Here is a 663-nt window from a genome sequence, read left to right as displayed (position 1 = left end):
GGCATCGAAGTTCAATACGAAAATGGGACGCGCCGAAAAGTGCAGTATGTGTTGGGAGCGACAAGAAGAGGGTAAAACGACCGCGTGCGTCCAATCGTGTCCGGTTCATGCGATCACGATCATCGATCTACACGATCCCAAATACAAAGAGCTTCGAAGCGATCCTATCGGTATCGACTATGCGATCGATGCGGAGACGAAACCTTCGACACGCTTTATCCATCCCTTTATGCCTAAAGAGATTTACCGACAACCTAAAGGATAAACGATGATACCGCTAAAGCTCAAAATCGCATGGTGTATGCTCTGGGCTTTACTCGGTTGCGCTTGGGGCAGTATGGGAGCCCCGAGCGTGTGTAGTTTCGGCGATCCGCAGTTTGGCGAATTGTCGCATCAGCACGTTGAAATCGAAGAGCCTGCTCAATACCGCGTCGGAGAGGAAAACTTCATTATAATAAAATTGGAAAAGCCCGATCTGCCCTCAGGCTACTTTGTCAATGTTCTGGTCGATACGCTCGAATCGCCTTCTTCTTTGCCGATCATGCAAGGATGGTATCCGAAAACGAGCATTCGCCCTTTAAGCGAAGGGCGGCACGTTATCGGCATACGCGTTAATTTGATTTATAAAAGCAGTTGAGGCGGAATTTTAGTTGCAAGTCTTGC

At 48.6% G+C, this 663-nt stretch carries 2 protein-coding genes; both read left to right on the top strand.

Features of this window, described 5'->3' with window-relative positions; genetic code table 11:
* On the top strand, window positions 1–265 hold a 265-nt coding region (locus OA34_RS13350; protein WP_039676259.1), incomplete at its 5' end, for a 4Fe-4S dicluster domain-containing protein.
* 3 nt (window positions 266–268) lie between these two features.
* Window positions 269–637, top strand: coding sequence for a hypothetical protein (locus OA34_RS13345; protein WP_039676257.1), 369 nt, complete (start codon window positions 269–271; stop codon window positions 635–637).
* Window positions 638–663: the final 26 nt, after the last annotated feature.

Source organism: Sulfurospirillum sp. MES (assembly GCF_000789415.1).
GTDB lineage: Bacteria > Campylobacterota > Campylobacteria > Campylobacterales > Sulfurospirillaceae > Sulfurospirillum > Sulfurospirillum cavolei.
This window is presented reverse-complemented; position numbering and strand designations above follow the sequence as displayed.